Genomic DNA, 8,986 nt, shown 5'->3' with positions numbered 1-8,986 from the left:
AAATAAGTATGCAGTCTATGCCCAGGACAGCTGGAAGATATCCAAAAATTGGGAAGCCATTTTCGGACTGCGATGGGATTGGGCTGAATTTGATAATAGCGGTTATCAGTACAATAGCGCAGGAACGACTATGACAGATGTCACCGGCTCCTCACGTGTAGACGGTTATAGTCCCCAGCTAAACCTGCTTTATCAGCTAAATAGAAACTTTAATTTTTACACGTCTATAGGAAGAGCGTTTAAAATTCCCACACCGTCCCAGCTTTATACGGTCAATGATTATGCCAATCCAGATCTGGAGGCAGAAACGGCCATCTCCTATGAAATCGGAACAAAATACTCTTTTCAAAAAGTATCAGGCAGCGTGGCCGTTTATCTGAGCGACGTGGATGACCTGGTGGCAAAAAATGAGACTACTGTGCAATATGAAAACATTGGTAAGGCCCAAAGTAGAGGCGTCGAGGGTTCTCTTGCCTATCGGATAATCGACAGTTTGACTGTCAATTTGAATGCGAATTATACCAGGATGGAAATAAAGAAGAATCCTTCCGATACCTCCATAGAAGGCAAATATCTTGATCAGGTACCTGAATACACGGTATCCCTGGGCCTTGATTATACACTACCTGTGGGCTTTTCTGCCTCGCTGGTCGGCAGAAAAATAGGTCCTTGGTATATGGATTCGGCAAATGAAGAAGAATACGGTGGTCATTATCTTGCCGATTGTAAGCTGGGCTTTAAATCCACCTTGCTGGGGCAGGACTTTCACTGGAGTGTGGGGTGCAATAACATCTTTGATAAAAAGTACGCTGCTTCCGCTTATACCTCGGGACGTTCAAATCTTTATTATCCTGGGATGCCCCGTTATTTCTATACCTCAATAGGGTTCGACTTCTGATGATCTGATATGACTCAGGGGCTGATGCAGTCCTGGTACCGAAAAATCAGTTCCCTTTGTCTGAGAAAAACAGATGAACACAAAAAAACTGCAAGCAGGTTGGGAGAATACGTATCTCATTAAAGTGCTTGGGGGCAATACAATTTAAATGCGTTGGCCCTGGAATTCGGGGCCTTTCCTATTGACTTTTACGGTATTACAAACTAATAGATGCATTGATCAGGTGCAGAAAACTGCATAAAAGGGAATCCGGTTAAACTCCGGAACGGGCCCGCCGCTGTAATTGGGGACGAAGACTGCAACATGCCACTGTCGAGGTTATGGACGGGAAGGCGCAGTTGGTAGAATGATCCAAGAGTCAGAAGACCTACCTGGACAACCATAGGGATACTGCGTACGGCAATGCCGGTTCCTGTTTGATCTCAAGGATAGAAAAAGGGACAGCCTTGGATCGTTTTTTTAAACGATTCAGGGCTTTTTTGTTTTTGGAAGGCCGATGATAAAAGGTGTTGAATATTATATTTTCTGCAGCCATCTGTTTGACAAAAAATGGGGCAGACGGGTCAATGCACATGAAGAGGAACATGACAGCCCTTCTAAAGGTTCAGCATATTATTTTACCTTCAGATGGATGCTATGTCGGTGTTGAGCTGTCATACCGGGTTTAAAGGTGGTTTATCTTATGTTGCAAGGTATGTTACCTAAAGCATTTATCCATTCCGATAAGATCCTGGAATCCTATATGCGTCTTAAAGGTTAACTATGAATAATTTATATGAAAGAGCAGGTAAGCTTAATATTTTTGCAAGTTTTGTTGCGGGCGTACCTGGGCAAGAATCACTGTCTACCCTTGGCAGTTATATACGGTCAACCATCCTGTTCTGTTTGATTCCGGCAGTTCTTTTGGGTGGATTTTCGGCAGTCTTTGCCGAAGATTCGCCGGGAACTCAGATTACCAGCCTCTCATGGGAACAAAACGTCAACCAGCGGATCATTGATGAAACGCCTGAAAAAATTTTGTGGGTCCTGCCGGACAAAAAAAATGTCTGGATATCAAAAAGACCCAAACGAGTTGTGGTGCTGTTAACCTCACTGCTTCATCTATGGTATGAAACCGACGGCCAGGCCATTGCCCGGTGTTCAGGCAAACTGCATGTGCCAAAGCAGGCCCTGGGGCTTCCCGAGGTGGGAACATTTAACAACCCCAACGCCGAAAAAATAATTGCCCTGCAACCGGATCTGGTGATTTCATCCAACCTGCCCGCTTTCCGGCGGCTGATTCCGATTTTGGAGGAAAATAAGATCCAATACGCCTATTTTAATTATATCAACTTTTATGATTACAACCGCATATTGACATTGTTTTCAAAACTTAATCACACCGAAGACCGGGTCAGACAACTCCAGGGACATATGACTGAAAAAATTGAGGCGATTCAGGCCTCAATAAAGGGTTTTAAAGCGCCCCGGGTGCTGGTGGCATTTTCCACGGCCAATTCTGTTTCCTGCGAGGTCAACGGTTCCCAGACCTGCACGATGCTATCCATGCTGGGCGCAGAAAATATCATTCCCGACCGATTTTCCACAAGAAATCGCACCCGCATTCAATTCAGCCTCGAGCGCATCGTCTGTCTTGATCCGGATATTATCCTGCTCAACACCATGGGGGATGTGGATGAATGCCGGGACCGACTGGAAACTGAATTTTCCGGTAACCAGGCATGGGCAGGTCTAAGGGCCATAAAGGAAAATCGTTTTTTTGTTCTTCCCAAAGAATATTTTTTATACAAACCCAATGCCGGTTTCCCGGATGCCCTCCAGTACCTGGCCGACCTTTTATATGGGAAAAGGATATGAGAATAAGCTTCTTTGGCCGGGATAACAAACGTATATTGATACTGATTATTATGGCGGTTTTTTGTGTCTGCGCTTTTATTCTCAGCTTAAGTCAGGGATCCTTGAAACTGTCCCTTTCACAGATACTCCAGTCGATATTCTTTGAGTCAACCGGGCCCCATTATCAGATTATTTATAATATAAGACTTCCAAGAACCCTTGTGGCAGCCCTTGTGGGCATGAGCCTTTCGCTGTCAGGATGCATTTTGCAGGGAATCATGAGAAATCCCCTGGCATCCCCTCACCTCATCGGCATATCCGCAGGTGCAGGGCTTGCCGGTATCTTTATTCTGATTGTGATTCCCAGTGCCTTTCACCTGCTCACGCCTGCCGCATTCATCGGTGCCCTTGTGACAACTATTATTATTTATGCCCTGGCATGGCAGCAGGGATTAAAACCCACGCGACTGATTCTGGCAGGTGTTGCCGTCTCGTCCTTTATGGGGGCCTGGATCACGGCGCTTATGATTTTTTTTCCTGAACGGGTACACTCGGTTTTGGGCTTCATGGTTGGCGGACTGTCTGCAAGATCCTGGAAACATTTTTACATCATCCTGCCCTATGCTGTAACAGGTTTTTTTTTGACCATTATTTTGGCCAAGCGATTGAATATCCTCTTGCTGGGAGATGACATCGCCCGTTCTCTGGGACTGAATGTCGAAAAAAATCGACTTCTTTTTATTGCCCTTGCAGCCCTTCTGGCAGCCAGTGCTGTCAGTGTGGCGGGGTTATTGGGATTTGTGGGCCTCATCGTTCCCCATATGACTCGGTTTCTCATCGGATCGGACTATCGGTTCCTGCTTCCGGCCTGTGCACTGACAGGCAGTTGCCTGCTCATGGCCTGTGATACCGTGGCAAGGGTGGCACTGGATCCTGTGGAATTGCCGGTGGGCATTATCATGTCCGTGTTAGGCGCACCGTTTTTTCTTTATCTGTTGCGATCCAATTTTAACAAAGGGTAAACGATTATGGTGGCCCTGGACCAGAATGGCCGAGGCTTGTGATCAAGCCCAGAAATTTGAATATCCTTTTCAACCATACTAACTATTACCAGACAAGGAAAACGAACCAATGAAAAAGATATATGATATTCGGATAAAATCCCTTACAACGTTGTTTTGTTCCATGATGGTGTTGCTTTTATGCTCAATGCCGGTATCTGCCTGGACTCAGGATGGGATCAATTATATAACAGGACCTGTCTCAGACCAGGTGGGTATGTATTCATACCGAGTGAATGATCTGGTGGAATATACAAAATCAGACCCTCAAGGTCAGGTCGTAAAAAAGATATCCATCCAGCGGGATGAGCATGGTAATGTTGTGGGCAAAACGCACTATAACCAGAATAATGACCTTACATTGAAGATTTCATACCGATTTGATGCCGAAAATCGATTAACACAAAAAATTAAGCAGACACCTGATGGGAAGCCCATTAAAACCCTTCAGTATTCATATGATCCCAACACCTCCGTGTGCAGGCAGATGGATATGGATAGTGACGGCAATGTATTGAAAACACATTTTTATATGTTTAACCAGAACGGTGAGCGGATCAGAAAAAGCTCATATAACGTAGCAGGAAAACTATTACGAAACCAGATTAATCTTTTTAACGAGCAAGGGAAAAGAATAAGAGACTACGCTCTTTCTTCTGATGGGACTGTTTTGGGAAGTACCGCATATGTTTACAATGAAGACGGTTTTATGACAGATATCCATTATTTTGATAAGTCGTCTCAACTAAAGGGTAAAAGTCTTATACAACTGGATGAATCAGGTCGTCCCGTAAAAAAAAGCCGGTTTGATGCAACAGGAAAATTAAAGTCTGTAATGCAATATTCTTATAATGCCGTTCCGGCCGTTGAAAAAAAATAGGTGCATAATGAAGCTTGCATACTTTAGTGTGACATCCAATGAAGTACCCAATTTAAGTGAAGCCTGCCTATTGTTTAAAGCACAGGGAAAGCCGTTGTCGATTTATGCCCGCACCCGGACCCAGCTGGAAGGACACCCTGACAGGCAGGCAAGGTTTATTGATGCGGCCCTGGATGCAGATGCCGTTGTGATAACGATCATGGCCGGGAAACAATCCTGCCCGGCCTGGGATGCCCTGATCGATGCCCTGGAAGAAAAACGAAAGACAAGATTCCACTGCCCCTATTTTCATATCCAGCCCACAGGCAGTAATCCAGATTCCCATCAATTGGTCCAGGACCTTTCCGACGGCCTTTCCCAGGGTCAGTGGAAAAGCTTGAGTGAATACTACCGGTTTGGCGGGGTGGTCAACCTTTATAATATGCTTTTGTATCTTAATAATATCATCCATGAGACTAACCATCCGCTTCTCCCGCCGGTGCGCCAGCCCAATGAAGGACTTTATCACCCGGACCATGGGCATATTGTAGACACTGAATCCTGGTACAATAATTTTGATCCCCAAAAACCCGTGGTTGGTATTTGGTTTTACCAGAATTTCTGGACCAGTAATAATAAAGACCATATTGATGCCCTTGTCCGGGAGGTTGAACGTCAGGGAGCCCATGTGATCTGTGTGTTTCATACCCGGTTTAAAGACAAGCTTACGGGAAATAATGGTGCTGACTACGTGGTGGACAAATTTTTCATGAACAATGGTTCCCCCCGTATTGATGTGCTTATCAATCCGGTGATGTTCAGCCTGAAAACCGCATCCCCTGATTACAAAGATCTTCTAAAAACATTAAACGTTCCGGTGATCCAGGCCATGACCACCGCTCAAAGCATTGAAGATTGGGAAAAGAGTGATCAGGGTTTAAGCACAGTGGATATCACCATTGGTGTGGCCCAGCCGGAATTGGACGGGGTTATTATCGGTGTGCCCTTTGCGGCAAAACAATGGGTGGATACAGATCCTTTAACCGGGGCTGCCGTGAATAAATATTTGCCCATCCAGGAACGGATCGGCCGGTTGGTCCGGCTTTCGCTGAATTGGGCTGCCTTAAAAAGCACACCCAACAGAGAAAAAAAAGTGGCCATCATCTTTCATCATTATCCTCCCAGAAATGATCGTATCGGATGTGCCAGCGGCCTTGACAGTTTTGCCAGCGTCTGTGAAATGTTGAAAGCCCTGGATCGAGAGGGCTATTACATTGATACCCTTTACAAAGAGAGCTGTGAACTTTCCCGTATTATCCTGGACGGCATGACCTGTGACAGAAGATGGCTTCTGCCGGAACAGATGGCAGAAAAGACCAAAGCCAAGGCCGACAGAGAAGATTATATGCCGTGGCACAGGGCGCTTCCTGAAAAAATACAGAAAAAAATGACCCAGGACTGGCAGGCTATGCCCGGTGATCTTTTTGTCCATGGGGATCAATTGTTTTTCCCCGGGATTATCAACGGGAATGTCTGTATTACCATCCAACCGCCCAGGGGATATTTTGAACAGATTGACAAGCTTTATCATGACATGCACCTGTCGCCGCCCCATCATTATCTGGCCCAGTACAGATGGATATCTGAAAAATTCGGGGCCCATGCCGTGATCCATGTGGGCAAGCACGGATCCCTGGAATGGCTGCCGGGAAAGGCTGTGGGTTTAAGCCGGCATTGTTACCCCGATATTGCCATTGGGGATCTGCCCAACCTCTATCCGTATATCATAAATGATCCCGGTGAGGGCACCCAGGCCAAACGAAGATCAGCCGCCTGTATTATTGATCATCTCCCCCCGGCCCAGACAACGGCAGGTCTTTATGATGAACTGGCCAAGCTTGACAATTTCATGGACGAATACCGGGATGCGAAAATCCAGGACCCATCAAAATTGCCCATGCTGTTGGAAATGATTGTAAAAGAAGCCGGGGCACAAGGTATTCTTGACGAGCTGAATCTAAACCTTGAGCAGGCCTTGTCGGAGGGTTCTTCTTTTCTCGAACAGCTTCACCATTTTCTGGAAGAGATCCGGGATACGGCAATTGCCGATGGACTGCATATCATGGGCCAAGCTCCTGAAGGTGAACGTCTGGTCTCCACCCTGGCCCAGCTGACCCGGCTTGCCAACGGGTCTGTTCCCTCCCTTAGAAAATCGGTCATGAAGGTGATGGGCGGGAATACACAGAAGGATGCTCTGTCAAAATTCCAGAAACAGGCCCAGGATCTCTGTGAAGCCCTGTTAGATGAACTTCTAATGTCGGACATGTCATTGAAGGCCATCACATCGGTTCAGATGAAACACCTGGGAAAATCCCACGCAGATGTCACCCAGGCGTTGACTTATGTGGCAAAGGATCTTCTGCCCAAACTTCAACAGACAAAAAACGAAATCCAGGCAGTGCTGGACGGGCTTAGCGGCAGGTTTGTTCTCGAAGGACCTTCAGGCGCGCCCACACGGGGACAGGCGGATATTTTGCCCACAGGCCGTAATTTTTTCTCTGTGGATCCCCAGAAAATCCCCACACCTGCAGCCTGGAAGGTGGGAAAACGCATGGCAGACGCTTTGATTGATCGCTATCAAAGGGAGCATGGCAGCTATCCTGAAAAAGTCGGTATTGTGTTATGGGCAAGTCCCACCATGAGATCAAAGGGGGATGATGTTTCCCAGATTCTCTACCTGATGGGGGTAAAACCGGTGTGGCAGAAAGGTTCCGGGAAGGTTCGGGGAATCGAGATAATTCCCATGGAAAAATTAGGCCGTCCAAGGATTGATGTCAGCCCAAGGGTATCCGGTATTTTTCGGGATGCATTTCCCCTTCTCATGGATTTGATCGATGACGCGGTTCAGATCACGGCAATGATAAATGAGCCGGATGAGTCTAATTTTATCCGGCGCCATGTGTTCAAAGATGTCAAGGAGTATGAAAAGGACGGACAGGACCAAAAGAGTGCCTTTCGAAAAGCAACCTTCCGGATATTTGGCTCTCCACCGGGCAGTTATGGCAGCGGGGTGTCAAAAATGGTGGAATCCAAAACCTGGGAAACCACCGATGATTTAGGCAATATGTTTATTCAATGGTCATCCTATGCCTATGGGAAAAATACCTTTGGCGCCCCGGCGGAAACACAGTTCAGAAAAAGCCTTTCACGCATGTCGGTCACCGTAAAAAATGAGGACACAAGGGAAAAAGACATGATGTCCTGCACGGATTTTTACTCCTACCATGGCGGGCTGATCACAGCGGTTCATGCGGTTCAGGGGAAACGTCCCTTTTCTGTTACCGGGGATTCCTCGGATCCTGAACAGGTGGTGGTCCGCACAACAAATGAGGAGGCAAGGCATATTTTCAGGGCACGCCTTCTTAACCCGGTGTGGCTTGAAGGGCTGAAAAGACATGGGTTTAAAGGTGCCGGGGATATTTCAAAGGCCATGGACATTATCTTTGGGTGGGATGCCACCGCCGATGTGATAGATGATCATTTGTACACGCAATTTGCCCGGAAAGTGGCTTTGGACAACAAAATGCAGGAGTGGATGAAATCCGTCAATCCCCATGCGCTTGAAAATATTCTGGCCAAACTTCTGGAGGCCGTTTCCCGGGGCATGTGGCAGGCGGGCAAAGAACTCGAAGATGAGCTTAAACAAGAGTACCTCGATATTGAGGGGACCATTGAAGAGTTGACCGAACAGGCTGAATAAACACCGCTCCAAGACACTGGAAACTAAGGTGTTTATCGAATCGATATCCAGAATGCTGGCATTGATTGGGATTTTCAGATAAATGGACGGAAAAACAGTATGGAAAAGAGCATAAACACAAAACCCCTGCCATAATAAAGCTTCCTGATCGCAATTTTACTGCTTGACACATTCTTATTAATGGGATAAGAACTTTTTACTTGCAATATGAAATTGCTGCTGTATTGAATGAATAGAGACCATTGTCAATGATGAGCCAAGAAGGCCAGATAGAAGAGATATCTGGATTCTTGGCTTTTTTTTTATGAAAAAAAGAGAGGAAATAATCGACTCATAAGGTTTCATCATAAAGCACAAGTAAAAATACGTTGAAATATTCGCAATAGATAGAGGGGGAAGACAGCAGATACCCGGCCAAGGACACATGCTGCCTTCCGGTTGAACCCCTTGATGATCAAGGAGTCTATTCCTTCCTTATCACCTGACTCATCTTGCGTCAACAATAAGAATCTACCACAGGCAGGCTTTTCCCACAGGCTATATCATATATGTTTGAAAAGCATGGATATAGC

At 46.2% G+C, this 8,986-nt stretch carries 5 protein-coding genes and 1 riboswitch; all 5 genes read left to right on the top strand.

Features of this window, described 5'->3' with window-relative positions; genetic code table 11:
- A partial coding sequence (locus tag ACYQ2M_RS16960) for a TonB-dependent receptor domain-containing protein (protein ID WP_459917555.1) occupies positions 1-898 on the top strand: 898 nt, incomplete at its 5' end.
- 204 nt (positions 899-1,102) lie between these two features.
- A riboswitch (cobalamin riboswitch) is annotated at positions 1,103-1,287 on the top strand.
- A gap of 373 nt (positions 1,288-1,660) precedes the next feature.
- Positions 1,661-2,755 carry an ABC transporter substrate-binding protein gene (locus ACYQ2M_RS16955; protein WP_459917554.1) on the top strand — a complete coding sequence of 365 codons (1,095 nt, stop codon included), beginning with the start codon at positions 1,661-1,663 and terminating at the stop codon, positions 2,753-2,755.
- Entirely contained in the window at positions 2,752-3,756 is a 1,005-nt protein-coding gene (locus tag ACYQ2M_RS16950) for a FecCD family ABC transporter permease (RefSeq protein WP_459917553.1), read from the top strand. The genes ACYQ2M_RS16955 and ACYQ2M_RS16950 overlap by 4 nt, the downstream gene beginning before the upstream one ends.
- 187 nt (positions 3,757-3,943) lie before the next feature.
- Entirely contained in the window at positions 3,944-4,675 is a 732-nt protein-coding gene (locus ACYQ2M_RS16945) for a hypothetical protein (protein WP_459917552.1), read from the top strand.
- 7 nt (positions 4,676-4,682) lie between these two features.
- Entirely contained in the window at positions 4,683-8,414 is a 3,732-nt protein-coding gene (gene cobN / locus ACYQ2M_RS16940; protein ID WP_459917551.1) for a cobaltochelatase subunit CobN, read from the top strand.
- Positions 8,415-8,986 lie beyond the last annotated feature (572 nt).

The sequence above is a fragment of the Desulfocicer niacini genome, assembly GCF_054657595.1.
This window is presented reverse-complemented; position numbering and strand designations above follow the sequence as displayed.